This window comes from Lysinibacillus sp. LZ02, assembly GCF_050613145.1.
Taxonomy (GTDB): domain Bacteria; phylum Bacillota; class Bacilli; order Bacillales_A; family Planococcaceae; genus Lysinibacillus_B.
Map to the genome: position 1 here is coordinate 32801 of NZ_CP192507.1, position 26285 is coordinate 59085.

The following is a 26285-nucleotide window of genomic DNA, read 5'->3' on the forward strand; positions in this document are numbered from 1 at the left end:
CTTTTGCAAAAGAAATGTACAACCTATTATAACACTTGCATAAAAAAAAACTATGAACTGTCATTTGTTCATAGTAGAAGTCATTATTTTAGTATAAAGGCAGCGATCATAAACGGAATAATAATAATGAACATGACCCCGAAGCTCCATAAAATTTGCTTGCCAGTAGACATGTTTTTTGGCTTAATACTAAAGGATTCATATAAATCATTAATCGCTTGTTGTTCTTTTTGATATAGCATGGCTTGAAAGGCAGGGTAGTCCTCGATAAACGATGCTGGATTTTCATAGTGAAAACGTAATGCACGAATTTCGTCTGTAATATCTTGATCATTGTGTAAATAAATAATTGTTGGTGCTAGACCGCCTGTTGCTCTAGCGAGGACATTAATATCAAATGTAGCCATTTTATAAACGCTTTCACCTTGTTCATTTAGTTCTTCTCGAATTAATTTATTCATTCATACTAGCCCCCTTCATGTTCAACTAATCACAAATCTGTGTGATTTATAACGGTATTTAATACATTAACGAAAAAATATTGTAATAAATAAGGGTGTTCATTTATTATTTTTATAATTACAAATATTTCGTTATTTGTAAAAGAATTTTTTCTAGGGGATGAAAAGATGACAACAATGACAATTGAGGAACGTTTTCTAGCACTACCAACGACAGCGGTGTCAGATGCGACAGGTGGACACACAAATGTAGCAGCGAATATTAAACCGATTGCAGACCATTTAAAAATTGCTGGTCGTGCTTTAACAGTGCGCTTACCAGATGGTGAAAATGGCGCGGTACTAGAAGCCATTAGCAAGGCAAATAAAGGGGATATTTTAGTTATTGATGCAAAAGGCAATACAAATCGTGCAGTCGCTGGCGACTTTGTTATGCAATTGGCACAAGGAGTCGGGGTGCAAGGATTTGTAGTAGACGGCGTTATTCGCGATTTAGCTGCTGCACGTGCCATTAACTTCCCTGTGTTTTCACTTGGGACAACGGTAGCAGCCGGTAATAAGCATGGCGGTGGTACCGTGGGTGTACCTGTATCAGTCGGTGGGGTCGTTGTAAATACAGGCGATATTATTGTTGGTGATATTGATGGTGTCATCGTGGTACCAGCAGCTGATGCAGAGAAAATTGCAGCCGGTGCAGAAGCAAAAGTAGCAAAAGATGAAGCTCGTGAACAGGAAGCACTTGCAAACGGCGAAGCATCAATCCGCGCTTATTTAGCGAAGGTCGTAAAATAAATAAAAAGAGACTTATAAGTAAAATAACTTGTAAGTCTCTTTTTTTAGCATAATATACACTTATTTGAGAATATATTTGAATAAAGTAGAATTTATTTCTATAATAAACTATACATACCAACTGGTTAGTATGTGGAAAGGAGAGAGGGAAATGAATTTTTCATATTCAGACAAGGTTGTGGGCTTACAAAAAGAGCTCATGCAATTTATGGAGGAATATATTTATCCGAATGAGCATGTGTATGATCAATATGTGCAGGAACAGCAAAACCCTTGGGCAACAGTGCCACCAATTATGGAAGAGTTAAAGGAGAAGGCAAAAGAAAAGGGGCTATGGAATTTATTTTTACCAGACAGCGAGTATGGAGCAGGTTTAACAAACCTTGAATATGCTCCGCTTTGTGAAATTATGGGACGCTCACATATGGCTCCAGAAGTATTCAATTGTGCAGCCCCAGATACAGGAAATATGGAAGTACTTGTGCGCTATGGCACAGATGAGCAAAAAGAACAGTGGTTAAAGCCGCTACTAGATGGAGAAATCCGTTCCTGCTTTTCGATGACAGAACCAGGTGTAGCATCGAGTGATGCAACAAATATTCAAGCAAGCATCGTTAGGGACGGAGATGACTATGTCATTAATGGTCGAAAATGGTGGTCATCTGGTGCAGGAGATCCACGCTGTACAATTTCAATTGTTATGGGGAAAACAGATTTAGATGCACCACGTCATGAGCAACAATCGATGATTCTTGTACCACTTGATACACCAGGTTTAAAAATTGAACGCCCTTTATCAGTATTTGGTTATGAACATGCACCACATGGGCATATGGAAATTTCTTATGACAATGTGCGTGTGCCAGCATCTAATCTTTTATGGGGTGAAGGGAAAGGTTTTGCGATTGCACAAGGACGACTTGGGCCGGGGCGTATTCACCACTGTATGCGTTTAATTGGTGCTGCAGAACGTGCACTGGATGAAATGTGTAAACGAGTAGAGCAACGTGAAGCATTTGGAAAAAAGCTTGTACAACAAGGGATTGTGCAAGACTGGATTGCGCAGTCTCGTATTGAAATTGAACAGGCACGCCTTTTAACATTAAAAGCTGCTTATATGATGGACACGGTAGGCAATAAAGAAGCGAAGCAGGAAATTGCGATGATTAAAGCGGTAGCACCACAAATGGCACTCAGCGTAATAGATCGTGCTATTCAAGCATTTGGTGCCGCGGGAGTAAGCCAAGATACACCACTTGCATTTATGTGGGCACAAGCACGTACATTGCGTATTGCAGATGGCCCAGATGAGGTACATCGTACACAAATTGCAAAACTGGAAATGAAAAAGCGTAGCGAAGGAGTGTTAGTTCATGAGCGTTCTTGATTTATTTGCATTAAAAGGAAAAACAGCTGTTATTACAGGAGGTGGACGTGGTTTAGGCGCACAAATTGCACAAGGATTTGCGGAAGCTGGGATTGCCAATATCGTATTATGTTCACGTAATGTAGTAGCTTGCGAAGAAGTTGGGAAAAGACTTGAAGATCATTTTGATGTCAAAACACTTGCGCTGACATGTGACGTAACGAATGCAGAAGATGTGAAACAGGTTGTAGAAAAAACAGTAGAGCAGTTCGGCACAATCGATATTTTAGTCAATAACAGTGGCACTTCTTGGGCAGCACCGGTTGATCAAATGCCAAAAGAAGCTTGGGAGAAAGTAATGAATATTAATGTCACGGGTACATTCTTAATGAGTCAAGCAGTAGGCAAAGTCATGATGGCAAACAAGAGCGGTAAAATCATTAATATTGCATCTATTGCAGGTTTCGGAGGGACACCGGAATTTATGCAAACGATTGGCTACAATACAAGTAAGGGAGCCGTTATAACATTTACAAAAGATTTGGCGGTGAAGTGGGGACGTTACAATATCCATGTTAATGCGATAGCGCCAGGATTCTTCCCAACGAAAATGTCTAGTAAGCTCATTGAAACGGGGCAGGAACAAATTATGGCATCCACGCCACTAAAACGTTTAGGCAGTGAGGAAGATTTAAAAGGGGCCGCTGTATTTTTGGCATCAAGTGCATCAGATTATGTGACAGGGGATATTTTAACTGTTGATGGTGGTGCCAGTGCTCTATAGCAAACATTTAAAGATGGTCAAATAGAGTTGCTTTTGCCATACTAATTATAAAACTAGTTTTATATAAGAGGAGGCATATATGAAACAAAAAATTGTACAAGAAAGTATTCTTCTATTTGATCAAAAAGGATTCGGCAGTACATCTATTCAAGATATTGTAGATGCATTAAATGTCACAAAGGGTACATTTTATTACTATTTCTCAAGCAAAGAGCAATTATTGATGGATATTCATTTAGACTATATTGAGGATTTATTAAATCATCAGGAAAAGATTATGCTCAAGCAAAGCTCTTACCGAGAAAAACTGCAGGATATCGTGTATTTACTGATTAAGGATATCGAAGTTCGAGGATCAGAAGGAAAGGTATTTTTCCGTGAAATGCGTCATCTGGGAGAGAAACATGCAGAAATTATTCGAGAAAAGCGCAATGTTTTTCGTGAAAATGTAGAGCTTATTTTACGAGAGGGTATGAAACAAGGGGACTTTCGTGAGGGACTACAGGCACATATGTTATCATTTGCGATTCTCGGCATCACAAATTGGAGTTATCAATGGTATCAGCCAGCAGGAAGCGTGTCTCCGAAAGAGTTAACCAATATTTATATCGACATGATTTTAAACGGAATTTTGCCAAGTTAAAACATATCAATTGAGTAGTACTTGAAACGAAGGGGTGTGAAATACAGTGAAAGATACAATTGCTGTTCGAAAGGGAGAGGAATTAAATGGAGCAGTCGTACATGAGTTTTTACGTGCGAATATACCCAATTTACCAGATGCCCCGCTGACAATTGAACAGTTCGGTTCAGGTCATTCTAATTTGACGTATTTATTAAAATGTGGGGAATGGGAATCGGTACTACGCCGCCCACCACTGGGCCCAATTGCGCCAAAAGCACATGATATGGAACGCGAATATACCATTTTACATTCACTTCACCCATATTTCTCTGCTATTCCTAAACCACTCCTGTTTTCCAGTGATGAATCGATTGTTGGAAGTCCATTTTTTATGATGGAGCGTCGAAAAGGAATTGTGCTAGATACAAAGTTTCCAGAGCATATGCTGTATACACCGGAAATGGGTCGCCGTATTTCAGAGAAAGTGGTAGATACATTAGTAGCATTGCATAGCATTGATTATAGAGAAACGGCACTTGCTGGGATGAGTAAACCAGAAGGCTTTATGGAGCGCCAAGTAGCAGGTTGGATTCAGCGTTATGAACGAGCACGAACGGATGATGTGCTAGAAGTAGAGGCGTTAAAGGGATGGTTGACAGAAAATATACCAGCTTCTACTGATGCTACAATCATTCATTATGATTATAAATTAAATAATATGATGTTTTCTAAAGATTTTGAGGAAGTAACAGGGCTATTTGATTGGGAAATGACAACAGTTGGAGATCCACTTGTCGATGTTGGGGTGGCGCTTTGTTACTGGTTTCAAGCAGATGACCCGGATTTACTAAAGAAAGCACTTGGAAAACCACCTGTAACAGTGCTAGAAGGCTTTTATACACGGGACGAGTTTGTAAAAAGATATGCTGAGAGAAGTGGTCGGGATGTATCGAATATCCATTTCTATCTAACTTTTGCGTATTTTAAGCTTGCGGTCATCGGGCAGCAAATTTATTACCGTTATAAAAATGGACAAACGAGTGACCCACGCTTTGCTCAGTTTCATATACTTGTAAATAATTTAATCAAATATGCACTGTTAACAGCAAAGAACGGTTAATTTGTTTTGTTATAGGAAGATGTGAAAAAATAGTAGTAAATGAACATGAGAAATGAGCATTATAAATTTTGAACAAAACGTATTTCAACATTTGCAAGGAGCAGAACAAAATGCTTAGGCTAATTTTTAAAACAAATTGTTTTGAAGTGCAAAATGGCTTGAGGATTAAATTTCTCAAGCTATTTTGATTTAGGATCGCTTTAACCTAGAGATGTACGTATAAAGAGCTTTGCAGTAATATAAAAAACAAATAGGTTGCATAACATGAAATAGTGTGTATAATAATGACTGAGTGACCGATATGGTTATTTAGTCATTTTTGTTTGGGGGGATACGAGTGGATCGCAAACAAGAAATATTACTAGGTGCTACAAAATCTTTTTCTATGTTTGGATATAAGGCGACAACGATGGAGCAAGTAGCAAAAATTGCGAATGTCGGTAAAGGAACGATTTATAATTTCTTTACGAATAAAGAAGAGCTCTTGCAGGAAGTCGTCATTTCCATGATTCGCGATATGAAGGTGGAAGCAGATCGAACGTTACGACCAGAAGCAAGCTTTATTGAGAATGCACATAATGGGTTAATGCAGATGCTTCAATTCCGAGAGCAACATTTACTGTTTGCTAAGCTAATAGAAGAAGAAAAGGCACTTCAAACGCCTGCTGTAAAACAAATGTTAATCAAGATTGAAGAAGAAATCATCACGTTTTTAGCCGATCGTATTCGGATAGGCATTCAGAAAAAAGAAATTCGTCCTTGTAATCCAGAGCTTGTTGCGTATTTATTGTTAAAATCGTATTTAGCAATAGTTGTTGATTGGCAACTCACGCATGAAGAAGCACTGCATGAAGATGATATTTTGACGCTTTTTAAAGAAACGTTATTCAGAGGCATTGCAACAGCCCCATAAAAATTTGTTTTCGTAGGAAAACGAATTTTTTATACACTAAAATGACCGAATGACAAAAATGGTCATATAGTTTTAGGAGATGATAATTTGATAAAGGCAGAATGGTTAAAAATTTTCAAGACGAGAAAAATGTTCGTCTCCATCATTGCCATTTTATTTATTCCCGTTTTATATAGTGGGATGTTTTTATGGGCGTTCTGGGATCCTTATGCACACTTAAAAAGCATGCCAGTAGCGATTGTAAATGAGGATAAAGGCGCTGAATTAGACGGTGAGCAACTTGCACTAGGCGATGCTTTGACCGAGAAGCTAGTAGATAGTGAGCAATTTAAGTTTATTGAAGTAGATAGTGACAAGGCTGAGAAGCAATTAAAGGAACGTGATTATTATATTTTAATCAAAATTCCTGAAAACTTTTCACAGCATGCCACAACATTGCTTAATGAGCATCCAGAAAAGTTAACACTGGAGTATATTCCGAATGAAGGCTTCAACTTTTTAAGTGCTCAAATAGGTGAAACGGCAATGGACCGCATTAAGGCGGAAGTAAACAAGGAAGTATCCAAAACATATGCGGAAAAATTATTTGTTTCTATGACCGCATTAGGTGATGGATTCAATGAAGCGGCAGACGGTGCAGGTAAATTAGATGAAGGTGCACAAAAAATTGCAAACGGTGCCGACGATTTACAGGGGTATTTAGAACAGCTTGCGGCAAGTACGATTGAGCTATCAGATGGTTCTAAAACATTGCAAGAAGGGACTCAATCTGCAGCAACTGGCGCGGCACAATTAGCAGAAGGTGTAACAAAGCTTCAAAATGGTGCAGCGCAATTAGCTGATGGTGCAAATACAGCAGCTCAAGGTGCAGGGCAATTACAACAAGGTGTAACTGATTATACGAATGGTGTAGCACAAGTAGCAAAGGGACAAGAAACTGTTACTGCAGGGCAAGCTAATTTAGCAGCTAATTTAGAAAAGCTAGCAACTGGTACAGCAGGTCTTGATGATAGTATCGCTACTTTAGCGTCTGGCTCTGAAAGTGTAACAGCAGGGGTCGAACAGTTAATGGCAACACTTCAGCCGATTATGGCCAACTTACCTGAAGAAAACCAACAGCAGCTATCACAATCACTAGCACAACTTCAGGCGAGCAGTACAAAAATAAGTGGGGGCTTAGGTCAGTTAGCTGCAAATACAGGAGGTCTTGATGACAATATTGCTGAGCTATCGCAAGGTGCAACACAATTAAGTAGTGGACAGCAACAAATTGCAGCAGGTGTTGAGCAATTAATCAATAAATCAGCCGCATTAACAGCAGGTGCCACAAATTTAGCGGAAGGAAATGCAACATTAGCTTCAGGCATGCAACAATTTGTAGCAGGCACAAATAGCGCAGCAACAGGTGCGAATGACTTAGCAGCTGGCTTAAATCAATTAGTAAGTGGATCTGGAAAATTAACAGACGGTACAACCGTATTAGCAGAGAAGTCAGGTGAGCTATCGCAAGGTGCCACTACTTTAGCGGATGGTTCAAAAGAGTTAGTAGATGGCACATCAACGTTAGCAGGAAAATTATCTGATGCAAGTGACAAAGTAGATGTCAATGCATCAGACGATCACTATGATATGCTGGCAGCACCTGTTGAAGTGGAAAAATCATCGATTAACCATGTGCCAAACTATGGCTCTGGTTTCGCGCCATACTTTATTTCATTAGGGCTATTCGTTGGGGCACTGTTAGTATCCATCGTATTCCCATTAGTAGAACCAGCAACTCGTCCAACGAGTGGGTTCAAGTGGTTTTTAAGTAAGGTATCGGTATTAGCGGTAGTAGGCATTATTCAATCAGTTATTACAGCGGCAGTCGTTATCGGTGGGTTAGGTTTAGAAGTTGATAATTTATTAGTATTTATGGGTACATGTATCGTGACAAGCTTTACGTTTTTAGCGATGATTCAACTATTAGTATCCGTGATGGGCGATCCGGGCCGCTTTGTTGCCATTATTATTTTAATTTTGCAATTAACAACGAGTGCGGGTACATTCCCATTAGAGTTGGTACCTAATCAGTTACATGTATTTAATGCCATTTTACCAATGACATTTTCTGTGCAAGCATTTAAAGCGGCCATTTCTACAGGTGATACATCATTCTTATTGTATAACTGGTCGATTTTAGGTATTTATATTGTAGTATGCTTAGCATTATGTTTAGGCTATTTTGCATTGTTATTTACGAAACGTTATTCAAAAGATGTTGAACAAGCATAAAAAAGATGCGCAGAGGATTCTGCGCATCTTTTCTTTGTGCCTATTGTGTTCCAATTGTTTTGAAGGAAGCTGTCTAACGTACTCCACAACAAAGCCTTTATGAAAATGAAGCTTGTCCCATAAAAAAGTGCTGTAACATGTATGTTACAGCACTTAGAAAATAAAAAAACCGCTATCAAAGCGGTGTAAGTTCAAAAAAATGGCGGAGGAAGAGGGATTCGAACCCCCGCGCGGTTTAACCCGCCTGTCGGTTTTCAAGACCGATCCCTTCAGCCGGACTTGGGTATTCCTCCGTATTGTGTCGAGTTATCTTTTCGACAGTAATCAATATATCATGTATAGGAATATACGTCAATATTTTTTTATGATTTTTTAGGTAAGAGTATTTAATGTAAGAAGGAGAAATGTTTAGCGTTAATTTATGAGAAAGAATGGACGTGAAATTTTGTCTATTGCCACTTTGTGAGCGAATTGTCCAATTTGCTTTCATTTGAGAAGTAAAAAAACTACCTTTGCTGTTAAAGTTGCGAAAAATGTTAGTATACGCTTCATTTTTAGTATTGCTAGTCTTTTAAAAAGAAGGTGTTCTCTTTTTAAAAAGGTAGCATAGCGACTCATTTGTTTTCGGCGCAACATAAGTAAGGGCGGAGGAACGCTACATATTTTGAAAGTTTTACTTCTGTTGTTGTACCAGCACGTTTAAAAGGAGCTAGGAAGTTAACATAACGAAAGGTGAATTGGGAGATTTAATCGGCTGTGATAGATTTTTCATGATTTGTATATAGTATTTCATTGCATTTTTAATGTGGTATTAGTATACTAAGTATTGCCGTGCTAGGTGGGGAGGTAGCGGTGCCCTGTAACTCGCAATCCGCTCTAGCGAGACTGAAGTCCTTTTCGAGGCTGTCCGTATGTTTGGCCTGCCTCTTGCACGTAGTGTTGACGGTTGGGTCCTGCGCAATGGGTACCCATGAACCATGTCAGGTCCGGAAGGAAGCAGCATTAAGTGGTTTTACCCATGTGCCGCGGGGTAGCCTAACCTGAGCTGGCGACAAGAGTAACGCTTATGTGCGGCTGTCAAAGAAAGGTGCACGGCATTAATTTGCCAATTCAAGCATTCGTCATTTAGACGAGTGCTTTTTTGTTGTAAGAAAAGCTTTTAACTTGCGCTATTTTAGCGTGAGCTATGTTTGTCTAACATATAAGGAGAGAGTAGATGAGCATCATCGAATCATTATTTAGGAGAGTTGGTTATTCATTTAGTATGGCGGCGCTTGTAACAGTAGGCTATCAGAATATGGAGTGGCAATATTTTAATATACCAGCTATCACGTGGGCTATTACGGTTTTGTTATTTTTATTCTCTTGGCGGGTTGTTTCGGAATATAAACGAATCATTATTTATTTTGATGGTTCACTTGAGCCTTCAGAGTCAAGCTTGTTTGGCAAAATAAAAAAGGAATGGTCGCGCCTTTACTATATAACTTGGCAATTTTTATATACGTTAGGTGCTTGGAGTGGAACCGTTATTGCCCTTGAGTCTTTTGAAGTTATAAATCCAATTGAGGAGCAAGCATTCTTTTATCTATTCCTATTTATAAGTATACCGACGTTCTTCCGCCTATGTGATAAAGCAAGCTACAAGAAATAATCAATGATCGATCAAGACCATAAAGCGCTAGAATGTATGCTATACTATACATAAGGACTTAAAATGAGAAAAGGAGAGGGAATCGTTGACATACCAAGCTTTTTACCGTGTTTATAGACCACAATCGTTCCGTGAAATGTCAGGTCAAACACATGTCAAAAGAACATTGCAAAATGCTCTCCTAGCTAGCAAAACAACACATGCTTATTTGTTTTCGGGTCCACGTGGAACAGGGAAAACGAGTACAGCGAAAATTTTTGCTAAAGCTTTAAATTGTGAAAATGCACCTGCAAATGAACCATGTAATGAGTGTGCAACATGCTTAAGCATTACAGAAGGTTCGCATACAGATGTCATTGAGTTTGACGCGGCTTCTAATTCTCGTGTAGAAGAAATGCGCGATATTATTGAAAAAGTACGATTTGCCCCAGCTGCTGCACGTTTTAAAGTGTATATTATTGATGAGGTGCATATGCTCTCTACAAGTGCTTTTAATGCGCTATTAAAAACGTTAGAAGAACCACCGGAACATGCAGTATTTATTTTGGCCACAACAGAACCACATAAACTGCCTGCAACAATTATTTCCCGTTGTCAGCGCTTTGATTTTAAACGTTTATCAACGCAAGATATTTTAGAGCGCATGAAAGTAGTGCTCGAGGATATTAATTTACCATTTGAAGAGCAAGCGTTAAAGGTGATTGCACAATCTGCTGCAGGTGGTATGCGTGATGCACTTAGTTTACTTGATCAAGTTGTATCATTTAGTAGTGAGATGGTGAAGGCAGAAGATGCGCTTCTTGTGACGGGGTCGGTTAGCCAAGATGTGTTTTGTGATATTTCGCAAGCGCTTCTTGAAAAGGATGTAGCAAAAGTTCTTTCCTTATTAGAAGAATTAGTTGCAAACGGGAAAGAGCCGCTCCGACTAGCGGAAGATTTAATTACGTTTTTCCGTGATTTGCTACTGCTGCAAACAGGAGGGGACTTAGCGGACTTACTACAAATCGTTGCACCTGAAGAGAGATTTATCGAACTAGCGAACAGTTATACACCAGATACGCTTTATAGTTTTATCGATATTCTGGCTAAGACACAGCAAGAGATGCGCTTTTCTCATCATACAAAAATTTATTTAGAAACAGCTTTACTAAAAATGGCACAGCATAATTCAGTTGGGACGACGGCGATTGATCCGGCGATCCAAAGTAAAGTTGGGGCCTTAGAAAATATGGTACGTCAGCTTACGCAACAACTACAAGCCGGTGGGGGATCTGTGAATGTAGTACAACAAAAGCAGGAACGTCCACGAGTAAAAACACCGAATGGCTTTAAAGCACCGATTGGTCGAATTCAAGAAGTATTAAAAATTGCAACAAAAGAAGATATCCAAAAAATAAAATCGGTTTGGGCTCAAAGCTTGACGCTACTTCAAAAATCACAAGCGGCACTTTTAAATGATGCAGAACCTGTTGCGGCATCTTCTAATGCTTTTGTGGTAAAATTCAAGTATGATATTCATTGTCAAATGGTAGCCGACAACAGGGAATTTACATCGATTTTTACACAAAATTTGGCATCACAGCTTGGGACAACGTATGAAATGCTATGCATCCCAGAAGCACAATGGCTCACATTACGTGAAGAGTTTATTCGAGATAACAGTTTAAATCAAAAGAAGCAAGAGCAAGCTGAAATGGTTCAGGAATCAGAACTGTTTATCGAAGACGCTGTACCAGTTACATCACAAGATCCGGTTGTGGTAGAAGCGGAAAATTTATTTGGTAAAGATTTTGTTGAGGTTGTCGAAGATTAATATTTGAACTTTTAGGAGGAATTAAATATGCGTGGTATGGGTAATATGCAAGGTATGATGAAAAAAATGCAAAAAATGCAAAAAGAAATGATGGAAGCACAAGAAGCGTTAAACCAACAGCAATTTGAAGGTACAGCTGGCGGCGGCATGGTAAAAGTTATCATGAACGGTCAACGTCAAGTGCTTGAAGTGAATTTAGATGAATCAGTAGTGGACCCAGAAGATATCGAAATGTTACAAGATTTAATCGTTATTGCGACAAATGAAGTGCTGAAAAAAGTAGATGAAACGACAAATGCAACAATGGGGAAATTCACGCAAGGCTTAAACCTTCCGTTCTAGGAGGTAGTGATTATGCACTATCCTGAACCAATATCAAAATTAATTGATAGCTTTATGAAATTGCCAGGCATTGGGCCGAAAACTGCGGCCAGGCTGGCATTTTTCGTGTTAACAATGAAAGAAGATACAGTTTCTAATTTTGCTAAAGCATTAATTGATGCAAAGCGTAATTTACTATACTGTTCTCAATGTGGTCACATTACAGATATTGACCCTTGTCATATTTGTTCTGATAAACAACGCGATCCATCTATGATTTGTGTTGTACAAGACCCAAAAGATGTCATTGCGATGGAAAAAATGCGTGATTATAGCGGGTTATATCATGTGTTACACGGTGCGATCTCACCAATGGATGGAGTAGGTCCAGAAGATATTAATGTAGCTTCTCTATTAACTCGTCTGCACGATGAGCGTGTGCAGGAGTTGATTTTAGCAACAAATCCAACGATTGAAGGGGAAGCAACAGCAATGTACATTTCACGTTTAGTGAAACCATCTGGCATTCGTACGACACGTATCGCACATGGATTACCAGTTGGCGGCGATTTAGAATATGCGGATGAGGTAACGCTATCCAAAGCGTTAGAAGGTCGACGCGAATTGTAAGGTGAGTGATTGAGGTGTTCTTTACTCGTAAAGGGAAATTAAAAAAAGAATTTGATGATAAGCTCGTTCGTTTAATGAAAGAGACGAAGGAAGATTACCATAATGCGAAAGTATTAGAAGAGCTGGTGGATGATTATAATTTGGATATCATCGCTCAACGAAAAGCGTTAGAAGGTATACATTTTTATTTATTTAAAGAAGCTCGTATTCGACGTGTTATCATTAAATAGAAATAACAGCAGCAGCAATGGCATATACTTCTGTTTAGAGGGGGAAGAGTATATGCAGGCGTATTTAATCGGCGCTATTTGCTTGTTGCTGTTTTTTGTCTTATTAATAGGAAGAAAGAATAAAAAGGGTGTTTGGTTAGAAAGACTTTCTATATTTTGGTTCCGTTTTGCACTAAGTATTTGTGTTCTTTATATTATTCATTTGGCGTTTTCTTATTATGGTACAGAAATTACAATCAATCTGTTTTCTATTTTAACTGTTACGATATTAGGGTTCTCAGGGGTAGGAGTAGTAATATTTTTATCTTTTTTAAAATAATTTTTAAAAAAGTCTTGCATTATACTTATTAACATGATATATTTATTCAAGTCGTTAAGACGCAATAAAAACAACTTAAGAAAGATGTTGACTTGACAGTCGGTAAATGATATCATATAAAAGTTGCTGAGAAGCGAAACGAGATATCTAAAAAAACTTTCGAAAATTTGTTGACACAAAAGTATTTAAGTGTTAAGATATAAAAGTTGCTGCTAAAACAGTAACGAACATGAACTTTGAAAACTGAACAAGCAAAACGTTAACAATAAATGTTTCTAAATAAGAAACAAAATTTTGGACATCAAACATGATGCCAGCAAATTTGAGCTTACTCAAATTCTTTTTATGGAGAGTTTGATCCTGGCTCAGGACGAACGCTGGCGGCGTGCCTAATACATGCAAGTCGAGCGGACTTTCATTTGATGCTTGCATCAAATGAAAGTTAGCGGCGGACGGGTGAGTAACACGTGGGCAACCTGCCCTGTAGTTTGGGATAACTCCGGGAAACCGGGGCTAATACCGAATAATACTTTCTAATACATGTTAGAAAGTTGAAAGATGGTTCTGCTATCGCTACAGGATGGGCCCGCGGCGCATTAGCTAGTTGGTGAGGTAACGGCTCACCAAGGCGACGATGCGTAGCCGACCTGAGAGGGTGATCGGCCACACTGGGACTGAGACACGGCCCAGACTCCTACGGGAGGCAGCAGTAGGGAATCTTCCACAATGGGCGAAAGCCTGATGGAGCAACGCCGCGTGAGTGAAGAAGGATTTCGGTTCGTAAAACTCTGTTGTAAGGGAAGAACAAGTACAGTAGTAACTGGCTGTACCTTGACGGTACCTTATTAGAAAGCCACGGCTAACTACGTGCCAGCAGCCGCGGTAATACGTAGGTGGCAAGCGTTGTCCGGAATTATTGGGCGTAAAGCGCGCGCAGGCGGTCCTTTAAGTCTGATGTGAAAGCCCACGGCTCAACCGTGGAGGGTCATTGGAAACTGGGGGACTTGAGTGCAGAAGAGGAAAGTGGAATTCCAAGTGTAGCGGTGAAATGCGTAGAGATTTGGAGGAACACCAGTGGCGAAGGCGACTTTCTGGTCTGTAACTGACGCTGAGGCGCGAAAGCGTGGGGAGCAAACAGGATTAGATACCCTGGTAGTCCACGCCGTAAACGATGAGTGCTAAGTGTTAGGGGGTTTCCGCCCCTTAGTGCTGCAGCTAACGCATTAAGCACTCCGCCTGGGGAGTACGGTCGCAAGACTGAAACTCAAAGGAATTGACGGGGGCCCGCACAAGCGGTGGAGCATGTGGTTTAATTCGAAGCAACGCGAAGAACCTTACCAGGTCTTGACATCCCGGTGACCACTATGGAGACATAGTTTTCCCTTCGGGGACAACGGTGACAGGTGGTGCATGGTTGTCGTCAGCTCGTGTCGTGAGATGTTGGGTTAAGTCCCGCAACGAGCGCAACCCTTGATCTTAGTTGCCATCATTCAGTTGGGCACTCTAAGGTGACTGCCGGTGACAAACCGGAGGAAGGTGGGGATGACGTCAAATCATCATGCCCCTTATGACCTGGGCTACACACGTGCTACAATGGACGGTACAAACGGTTGCCAACCCGCGAGGGGGAGCTAATCCGATAAAACCGTTCTCAGTTCGGATTGTAGGCTGCAACTCGCCTACATGAAGCCGGAATCGCTAGTAATCGCGGATCAGCATGCCGCGGTGAATACGTTCCCGGGCCTTGTACACACCGCCCGTCACACCACGAGAGTTTGTAACACCCGAAGTCGGTGAGGTAACCTTTTGGAGCCAGCCGCCGAAGGTGGGATAGATGATTGGGGTGAAGTCGTAACAAGGTAGCCGTATCGGAAGGTGCGGCTGGATCACCTCCTTTCTAAGGATATTTTCGGAATACTGACATGGTCAGTAGTTAACGTTTTGCGTTCAGTTTTGAAAGTTTATGACTTTCTAAATACCTTGCTCCTGACGCTTGCGCTATCGTCGCAAAGCTGCATGTAGCAAATCCACTGATGTATATCACGATGTGATGGAAGTCAGTAGCTTTGTTCTTTGAAAACTGGATAAAACGACATTGAAAGCAAACACAAATTTCTATTTTAAATAGATAAGAGTCAAAACAAGTCAAGTAACATTGACGTGTCAACTTAAAATCTTGAACGTTGTTCAAGTATAACTTGGTTAAGTTATTAAGGGCGCACGGTGGATGCCTTGGCACTAGGAGTCGATGAAGGACGGCACTAACACCGATATGCCTCGGGGAGCTGTAAGTAAGCTTTGATCCGGGGATTTCCGAATGGGGGAACCCACTACGTTTAATCGCGTAGTACCTTTACGTGAATTCATAGCGTACTGGAGACAGACCCAGGGAACTGAAACATCTAAGTACCTGGAGGAAGAGAAAGAAAATTCGATTCCCTGAGTAGCGGCGAGCGAAACGGGAAGAGCCCAAACCAAGAGGCTTGCCTCTTGGGGTTGTAGGACACTCTATACGGAGTTACAAAGGCATGTATTAGGCGAAGCGACTTGGAAAGGTCCGCCAGAGCAGGTAATAGCCCTGTAGTCGAAAGTACATGCCCTCCAGAGTGGATCCTGAGTACGGCGGAACACGTGAAATTCCGTCGGAATCCGGGAGGACCATCTCCCAAGGCTAAATACTACCTAGTGACCGATAGTGAACCAGTACCGTGAGGGAAAGGTGAAAAGCACCCCGGGAGGGGAGTGAAAGAGAACCTGAAACCGTGTGCCTACAAGTAGTTAGAGCCCGTTAATGGGTGATAGCGTGCCTTTTGTAGAATGAACCGGCGAGTTACGATTACGTGCGAGGTTAAGTTGTGAAGACGGAGCCGCAGCGAAAGCGAGTCTGAATAGGGCGATGTAGTACGTGGTCGTAGACCCGAAACCAGGTGATCTACCCATGTCCAGGGTGAAGGTGAGGTAACACTCACTGGAGGCCCGAACCCACGCACGTTGAAAAGTGCGGGGATGAGGTGTGGGTAGCGGAGAAATTCCAATCGAACCTGGAGATAGCTGGTTCTCTCCGAAATAGCTTTAGGGCTAGCCTCGTGATGAGAATACCGGAGGTAGAGCACTGTTTGGACTAGGGGGGCATCTCGCTTTACCGAATTCAGACAAACTCCGAATGCCGGATATTTATGCACGGGAGTCAGACTGCGAGTGATAAGATCCGTAGTCAAAAGGGAAACAGCCCAGACCACCAGCTAAGGTCCCAAAGTAATCGTTAAGTGGAAAAGGATGTGGCGTTGCTTAGACAACCAGGATGTTGGCTTAGAAGCAGCCATCATTTAAAGAGTGCGTAATAGCTCACTGGTCGAGTGACGCTGCGCCGAAAATGTATCGGGGCTAAACGATTCACCGAAGCTGTGGATTCACACCGTTGGTGTGAGTGGTAGGAGAGCGTTCTAACTGCGCTGAAGTCAGACCGGAAGGACTGGTGGAGCGGTTAGAAGTGAGAATGCCGGTATGAGTAGCGAAAGACAGGTGAGAATCCTGTCCACCGTATGACTAAGGTTTCCTGAGGAAGGCTCGTCCGCTCAGGGTTAGTCGGGACCTAAGCCGAGGCCGACAGGCGTAGGCGATGGACAACAGGTTGATATTCCTGTACTACCTCCCCACCGTTTGAGAAATGGGGGGACGCAGAAGGGTAGGGTAAGCAGAGCGTTGGTTGTCTCTGTTCAAGCAGTAAGGTGTGTACGTAGGCAAATCCGCGTACTAATACATTGAGCTGTGATGACGAGTCCGTATGGACGAAGTTCCTGATCTCACGCTGCCAAGAAAAGCCTCTATCGAGGTGGGAGGTACCCGTACCGCAAACCGACACAGGTAGTCGAGGAGAGAATCCTAAGGTGTGCGAGAGAACTCTCGTTAAGGAACTCGGCAAAATGACCCCGTAACTTCGGGAGAAGGGGTGCTCTGGTAGGGTGAAAGCCCGAGAGAGCCGCAGTGAATAGGCCCAGGCGACTGTTTAGCAAAAACACAGGTCTCTGCAAAACCGTAAGGTGACGTATAGGGGCTGACGCCTGCCCGGTGCTGGAAGGTTAAGAGGAGTGGTTAGCGCAAGCGAAGCTATGAATTGAAGCCCCAGTAAACGGCGGCCGTAACTATAACGGTCCTAAGGTAGCGAAATTCCTTGTCGGGTAAGTTCCGACCCGCACGAAAGGCGTAACGATCTGGGCACTGTCTCAACGAGAGACTCGGTGAAATTATAGTACCTGTGAAGATGCAGGTTACCCGCGACAGGACGGAAAGACCCCGTGGAGCTTTACTGTAGCTTGATATTGAAATTTGGTGCAACTTGTACAGGATAGGTAGGAGCCAGAGAAACCGGAGCGCTAGCTTCGGTGGAGGCGTCGGTGGGATACTACCCTGGTTGTACTGAATTTCTAACCCATGCCCCTTAGCGGGGTAGGAGACAGTGTCAGGCGGACAGTTTGACTGGGGCGGTCGCCTCCTAAAAGGTAACGGAGGCGCCCAAAGGTTCCCTCAGAATGGTTGGAAATCATTCGTAGAGTGTAAAGGCACAAGGGAGCTTGACTGCGAGACCTACAAGTCGAGCAGGGTCGAAAGACGGGCTTAGTGATCCGGTGGTTCCGCATGGAAGGGCCATCGCTCAACGGATAAAAGCTACCCCGGGGATAACAGGCTTATCTCCCCCAAGAGTCCACATCGACGGGGAGGTTTGGCACCTCGATGTCGGCTCATCGCATCCTGGGGCTGTAGTCGGTCCCAAGGGTTGGGCTGTTCGCCCATTAAAGCGGTACGCGAGCTGGGTTCAGAACGTCGTGAGACAGTTCGGTCCCTATCCGTCGTGGGCGTAGGAAATTTGAGAGGAGCTGTCCTTAGTACGAGAGGACCGGGATGGACATACCGCTGGTGTACCAGTTGTCGTGCCAACGGCATCGCTGGGTAGCTATGTATGGACGGGATAAGTGCTGAAAGCATCTAAGCATGAAGCCCCCCTCAAGATGAGATTTCCCATTACGCAAGTAAGTAAGACCCCTGAAAGACGATCAGGTAGATAGGTTCGAGGTGGAAGTGTGGCGACATATGGAGCTGACGAATACTAATCGGTCGAGGACTTAACCACATTTTGTGAATTGCACAATGCACCGTTTATCCAGTTTTGAAAGAACAACTTCTTTCTTAAAAGAGAGCTTCAAGACACAAGTAGTACAAGGAAGCAAATGAGTGAATGAAGGAGCGTACCTATGTACGTGACTGATTGAACGAATGTAGCTGACGCAGTAATACGCCGTGTATTGGAGGTCGACCATAGTCTAGTGATGATGGCAAAGAGGTCACACCCGTTCCCATACCGAACACGGAAGTTAAGCTCTTTAGCGCCGATGGTAGTTGGGGGCTTCCCCCTGTGAGAGTAGGACATCGCTAGGCAAACAAAGACTCGATGATATCGGGTCTTTTTTCTTTTTATAGGAAAGGATAAAATTAGGCACTGTATAGAATAATTATCGTAAAAGATTGTATATGTCTAAACGAAAGCGCCATCCCCTTGCATAGCATCGTCTTAATAAACCATAATATTACTTAAAATGTAATATTATGGTTTATTTAATAATGTAAATATTATATAATTTTATATGTTTACTCCATTGTTATGAGTAAAAAGGTGTATTCTATTTTTGAAGTTTTCCCTATATTTCTATTTAGGGGGATTTTATAGTTTAGAAGAAATAAAATAAAAGGGGAGTCTGCAATGAAAAGATTATTTAAGAGTACGGTAGCTACATTCCTTGCGATGATAATGATGCTTTCAATGATCATCCCGGTAATGGCAACTGAACAACAAACACCTGATATAAGTGAGTGGGCAATAGAGGCATTACACGAAGGTGAAAAGTTTGGTATTTTCCCGATGGAATGGTATTATGACGGTTTTAGAAGTGAAATTCCGTTAGAAAAACTAGAAACATTATTGTCATTAACAGAGGAAAAAATTGCGGCATTAAATCTTGAGAAGAATAAAAATTATAAGCCTGTTAGTTATGAAGGGGATAACTCTAGAGGAGATATCATCAATAGACTTTATAATATTGTGGCCCAATATGATTTACCTGTTGGCAACACAGCAGTAGATTATTTAAAGGAACGCAAGGTATTACGAGGTTCTAGTAAAGGGTTACAATTAGAAAAAAGTGCAACGACGGAACAAGCGGTAATACTAGCTGTTCGACTAGTAAAGGATACATATCATCTCGCACAACAAGGTGGTAAAGGTGTAGCTTGGGTAGTGGAGAACGATGATACAGTTGTTTATTTATTAGGTTCCATTCACGTAGGAATATCGGAATTATATCCGTTCAATGAAAAATTATTAGCAGCTTTCAATCAATCTGATGCTCTTTTAGTGGAAGCTAATCTCTATGATTCAGAAGGAATTCAATATTTAATAGAAAAAGCAATGTATCAAGAAGGGACAACAATTAAAGACGCTGTAAGTGAAGAGGCATATGCAAAAATTGAAAAGGTTGCACAAAAGCACAACTTACCATTAGAACAATTAATCATGCAAAAACCTTGGACGTTATCAAGCACTTTATCTGGCTTATCATTAAGTGAATTTTTCGGAAGTTCTGTTGAAGAAATGAATAATTATGGAGTAGATAATTATTTCCTATTAAATGCACTCCTACAGGAAAAGCCAATTATAGAATTAGAAGGTATTAAAACTCAAGTAGATATGTTTGAAGGCTTATCACCTGAGGGGCAAGAAGACTATTTAGTAGAAACACTTGATAGTATTCTAGAACCGAATGAGGAAAGTCAGTACGAGCTCATTCAGGACTGGTTTAATCATTGGAAAAATGGGGATATTGAAGGTTTTGCAAAGAGTATGCAAGTTATAGAAGGTGAACCTTCAGAGTTTAATAAAGCATTAATCGGTGTAAGAGATGAAAAAATGGCTGAGAAGATTATGGCCTTATTAGAGGATAAAGAAAAAGGGACATATTTCGTTGTCGTTGGTTCAGCACATTTCTTAGTCGATAAAACTATTCGCTATCATTTAGAGGAAAATGGATACGATGTTAAACCGTTTTATCAATAATAATAATGAAATAATCGAAAATAAATTTAAATTTTATTTCTGAAATGAAGATGTAAATAAAACGGCTAAAAAACAGGTAGAGAAAAGCGAATCACTTTTCTTTACCTGTTTTACTATTATTAAGTATATGGAATACGTTTAATCAGCTCAAAAATACAATGCATAGTTTTATTTTGCACTAGCAAGTCCAACTGATTGATTGTCGTATTTTTCGTCTGTTAATGCTTTTAACATGAAATGGGCTACGCTTGCACGGGGGATTGAACGGGAAGTATGGGGCACGCTATCAAATGATTCTACGTAATCAAGCTCTAGTGGCGTATTTTTTAAGCCCATTGGACGAGCGATTGTATAAATGACATCTTTGGCAAGGATATAATCTAGTGCTGCACGGTGATCTTTTAAAGGTTTTTCTAGCATTTTCATCACCATCTTGCCTGAAATGCCTGGTATTTCACCATTTATCCCTGCTGATGCACAGTATACGATGCGTTTAATCCCTGCTGCTTCCATACCGTCTGCGATATTTCTCCCCATTTTTTGAATCGATGTATGCTTTTCGGGTCCTGCTGTTGAACCAATACATGATACAACAGCGTCATGTCCGTTTATTGCCTGAGCAACTGCAGATGCATCAAAGGCATCTCCTTGAATAATATTCACATCTACTTTTGTATGCAACTTGTCAGGCGTACGGACGAAAGCGGTTACTTTGTGTCCTTGTTTTATTGCCATTTTCACAAATTCTTGTCCGACACCGCCTGTTGCACCAAATACGATTAGTTTCATTTGATTTCACCTCTGTCACATTATGGTTGATTTATTATAACACATGTGTCACTTACTATTATGCAGATAACACCGCCTGCTTTACGATATAATGAAAGAAGAACAATGAACGGAGTGAAACGACATGAAAAGCGAGCGACCGCTTGTAGAGGCACTGCAAAGATTTGTAGAAAAAGAACCGCAGTCTTTGCATGTACCAGGACACAAAAATGGACGCATTTCAACATTACCAAAACCTTTGAAAAAGGCATTAATATATGATGTAACAGAACTAACAGGATTAGATGACTTTCATTATCCAGAAGAGGCAATTGAGGAAGCGCAAAAACTATTAGCCAAAACGTATGGAGCAGATTATAGCTTTTTTTTAGTCAATGGTTCGACTGTAGGGAATTTAGCGATGATTTATGCTACTTGTAAACGTGGCGATACGATTTTTGTTCAACGCAATGCGCATAAATCCGTGTTTCATGCAATAGCGTTAGTCGGAGCGAAACCGATCTATTTAGCGCCAGAGTGGGATGAGCATACAAAATCAGCGGGGGCGGTACCACTTGAGACCGTAAAAGAAGCTTTGAAACAACATCCAGAGGGAAAAGCGCTCGTTCTTACATATCCAACGTATTATGGTGTAGTAGCAAAAGATTTAAAAGAGCAAATTTCGCTTTGCCATGCGCAAAATATCCCGGTATTAGTAGATGAGGCACATGGAGCCCATTTTACCGCAAGTGAACGATTTCCAACATCAGCGTTAGATTTAGGCGCAGATGTGGTTGTTCAATCGGCACATAAAACGCTTCCTGCTATGACAATGGCATCCTTTATGCATGTGAAATCAACACTTGTATCGAATAGTCAAATCAATCATTACTTACGGATGCTGCAATCTAGTAGTCCTTCTTATTTATTATTAGCTTCCTTAGATGATGCGAGGCATTATATTAGCAAATACATGGAAAGTGATGCAGTATACTGTTTAGAAAAGCGAAACCAATGGATTGAAGCATTGCGTTCTATTCCATCATTAGAAGTAATAGAGGCAGATGACCCGTTAAAAGTATGTATTCGTTTCCCAGGGTACACGGGCATGGAATTAAAAGCAGCTCTAGAGGAAAGTGAATTATATGTGGAACTTGCGGATATTGAGCAAGTACTGGCGGTTTTACCATTATTAAAACATGGAGAAGTATACCCTTACGCAGATATTCGCATTCGTGTGAAAAATGCTGTTGCTCAATTGAAAAAGAAAGAGGGGAATGGCTTTACCGTTGCAAGCAGGCAATATGAAATGGCACCGATCATTACACCGAATATGTCATTTGATGAGGTGGACATGATAGAGAAAGAATGGATTCCGTATATGCGAGCGATTGGTCGTATCGCTGCAGGTATGCTCATTCCGTATCCGCCGGGCATTCCATTATTTGTCCCAGGGGAAAAAATTACAGTAGGAAAGTTAAGTCAGTTGGAAGAATTGCTTGCAATCGGTGCCACATTTCAAGGAACGCATCGTTTAGAGGAGCGTTTCATTCAGGTACTAAAGTAGTCGTTGGAGGAATATAACAAAATGGTAGGAAATTTATTTATTACATTCGAAGGGCCAGAAGGTGCAGGAAAAACATCTGTATTAAAATCAATCGTTGAACGGCTTCAACGTGAAAATATGGAAGTATTAGCAACACGTGAACCAGGTGGGATTGAAATTGCTGAGAAAATCCGTGAGATTATTTTAAATCCAGCCTACACGGCCATGGACGCCCGCACCGAGGCGTTATTATATGCTGCAGCGCGCAGTCAACATTTTTATGAGAAAGTACAACCAGCACTTGAAGAAGGTCAGCATGTGTTATGTGATCGTTTTATTGACTCATCATTAGTCTACCAAGGGATGGGACGTAATTTAGGGATAGAGGCCGTACGTAGAATTAATGAATTTGCAATTGGTACGCGTATGCCAGATAAGACGATTTTATTTGATTTAGAGCCATCGATTGGACTGGCGCGAATTGCTGCAAATCGAACAAATGAAATCAACCGCTTAGATAATGAAGAGCTAGCCTTTCATGAGAAAGTACGAGAGGGGTACTTACAATTAGCAAAAGAGGAACCCGAACGTATCATCATAATCGATGCAAGTCAGCCGTTAGATCAGGTGATAGAGGCTACTTGGGGTATTTTAAAGGAACTGCTAAAGGAAAAGTAAATGAAGTATGCACAGCTAATATGATATAATAATAATATCTATTCAACTGAAAGGGTGAATGTGAGTGAAGTTAGTCGTAGCGGTAGTTCAAGATCAGGATAGTAATCGTCTAGCGAATGCCTTAACGAAACATGATTTTCGTGCGACAAAACTGGCAAGTACAGGTGGATTTTTACGCTCTGGAAATACGACATTTTTAATCGGTGTAGATGATGAACGTATTCCACAACTATTGGACGTTATACGAGATAATTGTCGTTCACGTGAGCAAATGGTTGCCCCTGTGTCTCCACTTGGTGGAAATGCTGATTCGTATATACCTTACCCAGTTGAAGTGGAAGTTGGCGGAGCAACAGTGTTCGTATTACCAATTGAACAGTTCCACCATTTTTAAGATGGAGGAGAGATTTCTATGAAAATTAATCGTGATATGCGGGTTGGTTTTCCGAACCAAAATGAAGTGCGACAGTCAAACCAAAACAGTGCAAGATTTGGCGATATGGTTGTAAAGCAAGGGTCTAAAATGCAAACCGAGCAGCTAACACGTCTACTTGGTGATATTTCCGCTGCTGGGGACCGTGTGGCACGTTCGCGAAATCTGCGAGAGTTAACACGCTTTAAAATGCTTATAAAGCGTTTTTTACAAGAAGCGGTAGACTATGGTTTAGAAATGAAGCAATCCCATACCTGGAATCGATTTGGTGAAGGACGACGTTTAAAAATTGTAGAAACAGTGGATGAACATCTTGTTGAGCTTGCCCAAGATATTTTAAATGAAGAGAAAGAAACGATTGATTTATTAGATAAAATAGGTGAAATTAAAGGTTTATTAATTAACCTATATATGTAGAACCCGTGTCTTTATCGTGTGTGGACACGGGGTTTTTTCTAAAGGCTCCGGTCAAATATACGGTTGATATTTGTGAAAACAGTGTAGCTTCACTATTTCACAAGTTTACTAATCTGAATGAAAATCAACAAACGAAGTTGCACAAAGCCCAATCTGGACGCAATTACGCTAAGGTGTAATTGATAGAACGTTCATAATGAGCGTTAGAGGTGAAATAAATGGTACGACAAGTGGAAGAGCTAAAAGCATTGCAACCTATCGTAATGAAACAGCTCCAAACAATTTATGAAAAAAATAGAATGGCACATGCCTATATATTTGACGGCGAAAAAGGTACAGGAAAGCGTGATGTCATGACATTTTTTGTGAAACTTTTGTTATGTGAAAATCCGCTAGAAAATGTTCCATGTGAAACGTGTCGACATTGTATTCGAATTGATTCAGGTAATCATCCAAATATAAAACAAATAGAGCCGGAAGGACAGTTTGTTAAAATTGACCAAATCCGAGATCTCATTGCAGAAATGATGATGACAGGGGTAGAAAGTGGCCGTAAAATTTATGTAATACATCATGCAGATAAGTTAAATACAGCATCCGCCAATATGTTGCTTAAGTTTTTAGAAGAGCCAGATGGTGAAGTGACGGCCATCTTATTGACAGAACAAATTCAAGGCATATTGCCAACCATTCGTTCGAGATGCCAACATATTAAATTTTCAAAAGTACCACGCCAAATTTTAATGGAACGCCTTGTAGAGCAAGGGGTTACGCATTCAATGGCTTCGACAGTGAGCATGATTACAAATGAGTTGGAAACAGCAATGATGCTCGCAAATGATGAGCAGTTTGCACATGCGAGAAAAACAGTGTTAAAATTAGTAGAGACAGTTAGAAATAATGTACATGAAGCATTACTGCTCGTACATGAAGACTGGCTTCCTTCGTTTAAAGAAAAAAGTGATATGGAGCAAGTATTAGACTTACTGCTATTTGCTTATCGCGATATTGTTGCAATTAAGGCTAATCCTGATGCAGTTTGTACATATCCAGATATGCTATACAACTTTAAGGAAATGGCTTTGCATACAACTTACGAGCGATTGTCGAGTCAAATGCAGGCGGTTTTACAAGCACGAGCCAACTTGCAGCGCAATATGAATCGAGCGTTACTGATGGAACAGCTAGTGCTGAATTTGCAGGAGGGGTATACATTTGTATAATGTAGTCGGAGTCCGCTTTAAGAAGGCGGGTAAAATATATTATTTCGATCCAGCTGCTTACATACTAGATGTAGGTCAGTATGTAATTGTTGAAACAGCACGTGGGATTGAATACGGGAAAGTAGTCGTCCCAATTCGGCAAGTAGATGAACATGATGTTGTATTACCACTTAAACAAGTCGTTCGTCCAGCAGACGAGCGGGATCGAATTCAAGTGGATGAAAATTTATTAGAGTCAAAGCGAGCATTTGACTTAGCAAATGTGAAGATTATTGAGCATAGCTTAGATATGAAGCTCGTAGATGTTGAATATACATTTGACCGCAATAAGATTATTTTTTATTTTACAGCTGAAGGACGTGTTGACTTCCGCGAACTTGTAAAAGATTTAGCTTCTGTATTCCGCACACGTATCGAATTACGCCAAATTGGAGTCCGTGATGAGGCAAAACTTCTTGGTGGAATTGGTCCATGTGGACGTATGCTTTGTTGTTCTACATTTTTAGGAGATTTTGATCCAGTATCCATTAAAATGGCAAAAGATCAAAATTTATCCCTTAATCCGACCAAAATTTCCGGGCTCTGCGGTCGTTTAATGTGTTGCTTAAAATATGAAAATGATGATTATGAAGTGGCAAAAGAAGGGATGCCAGACATTGGCGATATTACGATAACGCCAGATGGACCAGGTAAGGTGATTGGACTGAATGTTTTAGAGCGCTTAATTCAAGTTTATTTGCAGGAGCAAGAACGCGCTGCTGAATACTCGCTAGAAGAGTTGTTAGAGGTTGAAAAAAATCTGATATAGATAGAAAC

Annotated in this window: 22 protein-coding genes, 1 tRNA gene, 3 rRNA genes and 1 other RNA gene; 24 read left to right on the plus strand and 3 right to left on the minus strand. The window is 40.9% G+C overall.

Features of this window, described 5'->3' with window-relative positions:
- Positions 1 to 83: 83 nt before the first annotated feature.
- On the minus strand, positions 84 to 461 hold the full coding sequence (locus ACQQ2I_RS00125) for a sodium:proton antiporter (RefSeq protein WP_431028548.1): 378 nt from the start codon (positions 459 to 461) through the stop codon (positions 84 to 86).
- Between the two features lie 168 nt (positions 462 to 629).
- On the opposite strand from ACQQ2I_RS00125, the gene ACQQ2I_RS00130 reads away from it, so the two are divergent.
- The 7 genes from ACQQ2I_RS00130 to ACQQ2I_RS00160 all read left to right on the plus strand — a co-directional run bounded on the left by ACQQ2I_RS00130 (position 630) and on the right by ACQQ2I_RS00160 (position 8335).
- The gene (locus tag ACQQ2I_RS00130; RefSeq protein ID WP_431028550.1) at positions 630 to 1253 is read left to right on the plus strand and encodes an RraA family protein; all 624 of its coding nucleotides are present in this window, start codon (positions 630 to 632) and stop codon (positions 1251 to 1253) included.
- Between the two features lie 151 nt (positions 1254 to 1404).
- Entirely contained in the window at positions 1405 to 2640 is a 1236-nt protein-coding gene (locus tag ACQQ2I_RS00135; protein WP_431028551.1) for an acyl-CoA dehydrogenase, read from the plus strand.
- The gene (locus ACQQ2I_RS00140) at positions 2627 to 3403 is read left to right on the plus strand and encodes an SDR family oxidoreductase (RefSeq protein ID WP_431028552.1); all 777 of its coding nucleotides are present in this window, start codon (positions 2627 to 2629) and stop codon (positions 3401 to 3403) included. Before ACQQ2I_RS00135 ends, ACQQ2I_RS00140 begins: the two co-directional genes overlap by 14 nt.
- Before the next feature lie 79 nt (positions 3404 to 3482).
- A complete protein-coding gene (locus ACQQ2I_RS00145) occupies positions 3483 to 4046 on the plus strand; it encodes a TetR/AcrR family transcriptional regulator (protein WP_431028553.1) in 564 nt (187 codons plus the stop codon).
- A gap of 46 nt (positions 4047 to 4092) precedes the next feature.
- A complete protein-coding gene (locus ACQQ2I_RS00150; protein WP_431028554.1) occupies positions 4093 to 5148 on the plus strand; it encodes a phosphotransferase family protein in 1056 nt (351 codons plus the stop codon).
- A gap of 337 nt (positions 5149 to 5485) precedes the next feature.
- Positions 5486 to 6061, plus strand: coding sequence for a TetR/AcrR family transcriptional regulator (locus ACQQ2I_RS00155; protein ID WP_431028555.1), 576 nt, complete (start codon positions 5486 to 5488; stop codon positions 6059 to 6061).
- Between the two features lie 87 nt (positions 6062 to 6148).
- Positions 6149 to 8335 carry a YhgE/Pip family protein gene (locus ACQQ2I_RS00160; protein WP_431028556.1) on the plus strand — a complete coding sequence of 729 codons (2187 nt, stop codon included), beginning with the start codon at positions 6149 to 6151 and terminating at the stop codon, positions 8333 to 8335.
- 200 nt (positions 8336 to 8535) lie between these two features.
- Here the strand turns inward: ACQQ2I_RS00160 and ACQQ2I_RS00165 are convergent.
- A tRNA-Ser gene (locus ACQQ2I_RS00165) sits at positions 8536 to 8628 on the minus strand.
- A gap of 536 nt (positions 8629 to 9164) precedes the next feature.
- Between ACQQ2I_RS00165 and ffs the strand changes: the two genes are divergently transcribed.
- The 11 genes from ffs to ACQQ2I_RS00220 all read left to right on the plus strand — a co-directional run bounded on the left by ffs (position 9165) and on the right by ACQQ2I_RS00220 (position 20404).
- Positions 9165 to 9430: signal recognition particle sRNA large type (gene ffs / locus ACQQ2I_RS00170), an RNA gene on the plus strand.
- A 121-nt stretch (positions 9431 to 9551) separates the two neighbouring features.
- The gene (locus ACQQ2I_RS00175; RefSeq protein WP_431028557.1) at positions 9552 to 9986 is read left to right on the plus strand and encodes a hypothetical protein; all 435 of its coding nucleotides are present in this window, start codon (positions 9552 to 9554) and stop codon (positions 9984 to 9986) included.
- Positions 9987 to 10071: 85 nt separating this feature from the next.
- Complete coding sequence (gene dnaX, locus ACQQ2I_RS00180) at positions 10072 to 11799, plus strand: DNA polymerase III subunit gamma/tau (RefSeq protein ID WP_431028558.1); 1728 nt, start codon at positions 10072 to 10074, stop codon at positions 11797 to 11799.
- A 27-nt stretch (positions 11800 to 11826) separates the two neighbouring features.
- Positions 11827 to 12141, plus strand: a complete 315-nt coding sequence (locus ACQQ2I_RS00185; RefSeq protein ID WP_431028559.1) for a YbaB/EbfC family nucleoid-associated protein — start codon at positions 11827 to 11829, stop codon at positions 12139 to 12141.
- A 12-nt stretch (positions 12142 to 12153) separates the two neighbouring features.
- Positions 12154 to 12750 (plus strand): recombination mediator RecR, encoded by a 597-nt coding sequence (gene recR, locus ACQQ2I_RS00190; RefSeq protein WP_391376169.1) that lies wholly within the window; start codon positions 12154 to 12156, stop codon positions 12748 to 12750.
- A 14-nt stretch (positions 12751 to 12764) separates the two neighbouring features.
- Positions 12765 to 12980 carry a YaaL family protein gene (locus ACQQ2I_RS00195; RefSeq protein ID WP_431028560.1) on the plus strand — a complete coding sequence of 72 codons (216 nt, stop codon included), beginning with the start codon at positions 12765 to 12767 and terminating at the stop codon, positions 12978 to 12980.
- A gap of 52 nt (positions 12981 to 13032) precedes the next feature.
- On the plus strand, positions 13033 to 13299 hold the full coding sequence (locus ACQQ2I_RS00200; protein WP_431028561.1) for a pro-sigmaK processing inhibitor BofA family protein: 267 nt from the start codon (positions 13033 to 13035) through the stop codon (positions 13297 to 13299).
- Between the two features lie 342 nt (positions 13300 to 13641).
- Positions 13642 to 15196, plus strand: a 16S ribosomal RNA gene (locus tag ACQQ2I_RS00205).
- A gap of 303 nt (positions 15197 to 15499) precedes the next feature.
- Positions 15500 to 18427, plus strand: a 23S ribosomal RNA gene (locus ACQQ2I_RS00210).
- A 189-nt stretch (positions 18428 to 18616) separates the two neighbouring features.
- Positions 18617 to 18732, plus strand: a 5S ribosomal RNA gene (gene rrf, locus ACQQ2I_RS00215).
- Together the 16S, 23S and 5S rRNA genes form the textbook arrangement of a ribosomal RNA operon.
- 322 nt (positions 18733 to 19054) lie before the next feature.
- Positions 19055 to 20404 (plus strand): TraB/GumN family protein, encoded by a 1350-nt coding sequence (locus ACQQ2I_RS00220; RefSeq protein ID WP_431028562.1) that lies wholly within the window; start codon positions 19055 to 19057, stop codon positions 20402 to 20404.
- A gap of 168 nt (positions 20405 to 20572) precedes the next feature.
- Here ACQQ2I_RS00220 and ACQQ2I_RS00225 read toward each other — a convergent pair whose 3' ends face one another.
- Positions 20573 to 21193, minus strand: a complete 621-nt coding sequence (locus ACQQ2I_RS00225) for an NAD(P)-dependent oxidoreductase (RefSeq protein ID WP_431028563.1) — start codon at positions 21191 to 21193, stop codon at positions 20573 to 20575.
- A gap of 124 nt (positions 21194 to 21317) precedes the next feature.
- Between ACQQ2I_RS00225 and ACQQ2I_RS00230 the strand changes: the two genes are divergently transcribed.
- The 6 genes from ACQQ2I_RS00230 to ACQQ2I_RS00255 all read left to right on the plus strand — a co-directional run bounded on the left by ACQQ2I_RS00230 (position 21318) and on the right by ACQQ2I_RS00255 (position 26277).
- Entirely contained in the window at positions 21318 to 22739 is a 1422-nt protein-coding gene (locus ACQQ2I_RS00230) for an aminotransferase class I/II-fold pyridoxal phosphate-dependent enzyme (protein ID WP_431028564.1), read from the plus strand.
- 21 nt (positions 22740 to 22760) lie between these two features.
- The gene (tmk, locus tag ACQQ2I_RS00235) at positions 22761 to 23396 is read left to right on the plus strand and encodes a dTMP kinase (protein WP_431028565.1); all 636 of its coding nucleotides are present in this window, start codon (positions 22761 to 22763) and stop codon (positions 23394 to 23396) included.
- Between the two features lie 64 nt (positions 23397 to 23460).
- Complete coding sequence (locus tag ACQQ2I_RS00240) at positions 23461 to 23790, plus strand: cyclic-di-AMP receptor (RefSeq protein ID WP_391376411.1); 330 nt, start codon at positions 23461 to 23463, stop codon at positions 23788 to 23790.
- Between the two features lie 18 nt (positions 23791 to 23808).
- A complete protein-coding gene (locus ACQQ2I_RS00245) occupies positions 23809 to 24246 on the plus strand; it encodes a YaaR family protein (protein WP_431028566.1) in 438 nt (145 codons plus the stop codon).
- Positions 24247 to 24464: 218 nt separating this feature from the next.
- Positions 24465 to 25469 carry a DNA polymerase III subunit delta' gene (holB, locus tag ACQQ2I_RS00250; protein ID WP_431028567.1) on the plus strand — a complete coding sequence of 335 codons (1005 nt, stop codon included), beginning with the start codon at positions 24465 to 24467 and terminating at the stop codon, positions 25467 to 25469.
- Positions 25462 to 26277: a PSP1 domain-containing protein gene (locus ACQQ2I_RS00255; protein WP_431028568.1), complete on the plus strand. Its 816-nt coding sequence runs from the start codon at positions 25462 to 25464 to the stop codon at positions 26275 to 26277. Before holB ends, ACQQ2I_RS00255 begins: the two co-directional genes overlap by 8 nt.
- Positions 26278 to 26285 lie beyond the last annotated feature (8 nt).